Origin of the sequence: Nocardia sp. CC201C, assembly GCF_030010695.1 — a bacterium.
In the GTDB taxonomy this organism is placed as follows: domain Bacteria; phylum Actinomycetota; class Actinomycetes; order Mycobacteriales; family Mycobacteriaceae; genus Nocardia; species Nocardia otitidiscaviarum.
The window spans coordinates 1-1789 of the sequence record NZ_JASCXP010000694.1 but is presented as its reverse complement, the minus strand read 5'-3'; the positions used below and the strand labels follow the sequence as shown (position 1 = coordinate 1789).

The 1789-nt window shown below is 70.4% G+C and carries 1 protein-coding gene; it reads right to left on the bottom strand.

All coding sequences use genetic code 11. The features are described from left to right. Positions 1 to 83: 83 nt before the first annotated feature. On the bottom strand, positions 84 to 1706 hold the full coding sequence (locus QK444_RS35990) for a glycosyltransferase 87 family protein (protein ID WP_282786552.1): 1623 nt from the start codon (positions 1704 to 1706) through the stop codon (positions 84 to 86). Between the last annotated feature and the right edge of the window lie 83 nt (positions 1707 to 1789).

Below are 1789 nucleotides of genomic sequence, written 5' to 3'. Positions count from 1 at the left end.
GGCGGAGGTTTCGTGGCGTGTCCGGATGCGTGCTGACGGGGCTGTGCCGCAGTGGAGCCCGGACCGCTACCCGATCGCGCGATTCACGTGGTCGGGACGACCCGGCCCGGTCGGGGCCGCAGCGGGCGCGGCAGCCAGGGGAACACCGGATCCGCGGTGTGATCGAGCGTGCCGCCCACCGGATCGTCCACCCCGTCGCGGCGCACCAGATCCGCTGCGGGCCGGTAGATCTGCCGAATGATCAGCACGCACAGCGCGATCACCGCGATATCGCGCAGGATCACCGTGCCCGTGAACCACTGCTCCGGCACGCCCTTGCGGTCCTCGCCGAGGTAGTAGTACATCCGCGGAACCCACACCAGCGCGTCGACTGTCATCCACGCCAACAGGATTCGCCGATGCGGCAGCGCCAACACCGCCAGCGGCACCAGCCACAGCGAGTACTGCGGACTCCACACCTTGTTGGTGAGCAGGAAGGCCGCCACCACCAGGAAGGCCAGCTGCGCCAGGCGCGGCCGCCGCGCCGCCGTCAACGCGATCCAGGCGATGCCCGCACAGGCGGCCAGGAACAGCAGCAGCGACACCAGATTCAGGATCGACGGCGACTCACCGGATTTCAGATAGCCGTCGAAGCCGGCCCAGCCGGTGAAGGAGGTGATGACGTTGTACACCGAATCCGGGTCGGCGTGCCGTTCGGTATTGAGCCGGAAGAACTCCCACCAGCCCTTCGGATACAGCACCGCGATGGGCAGGTTCACCGCCACCCAGGTTCCGGCCGCTGCGCCGACGGCGGTCAGCCCGGAACGCATGGGGCCCAGGCGATGCCAGGACAGCGAGGTGCCATAGCCCTCGTCCCCGAGCCGCTCGGCGCGCAGGCACAGCACCAGGATCGGCCCGAGCAGCAGCAGCGGATACAGCTTGGCCGCACCGCCCAGACCCAGCAGCACCCCCGCCAGCACCGGCCGTCGCCGCGCCCAGGCCAGCAGGCCGCCGGCGGCGAAAGCCGTTGCGAGAGCGTCGAAATTGGTGAACGCGTGCACCAGCACCAGCGGTGAGCACGCCACCAGGGCGGCATCCCAGACCCGGCGACCGGCCAGCAGCGCGGTCGCCCACACCGTCACCAGCCAGGCCATGGCCAGGCCCAGCGCCACCACATTGAAGTAGATGACCACCTGCAGCGCGCCCGGCAGACCCCACAGCTGGGAGGCGGCATCCCAGGTCTTGGCCACCTGCATGGACCCGTACTGGTACAGGCCCGACAGCACCGGATACTCCATGTACCGCACCTGCGGTTCGCCGTCCGGCCCGGTCTCGGTCCACTGCTTCTTGTACGGGAACGCCCCCTCGTTCAGGCGCTCGGCCCCGTAGAGCGGCACCGTGTCCGAGTAGCACATGGCGATGTACTGGCGGCCGTCGTTCCAGTCCAGGCCGATCACGCCGTTGTCGTCGACGGTCTGCTGAATGCACGGGGCCTTGCTGCCCCAGCCGAGCGCCAGGAAGATCACCGCGAAGGCGAACAGCACCCGCATGGGCGTCCAGAACCGCACCCGCCCGATCAGGGCGTGATCGCCGACCGGACCACCGGTGAGGGTGCTCAGCTGGGCGACCAGGGAATCGTTGCGGCTGGGCCGGTCCCGCTCATCGGCGGAACGCAGATCCCCCGCCAGCGGCGCGGGTGCGGCGTACCGCGCCGGTGTTTCGTGCATCGGCCGTCCCCCGCCCGTGTCCGGGGCCCGGGGGGGGGCGGGGGGGGGGGGCCCGGGGCGCTCGCACCCAGGTGCGATATCCC

Coding starts and splice junctions, on each gene's coding strand:
- QK444_RS35990 (WP_282786552.1), bottom strand. CDS start 1,706: ATGCACGAAACACCGGCGCGGTACGCCGCACCCGCGCCGCTGGCGGGG.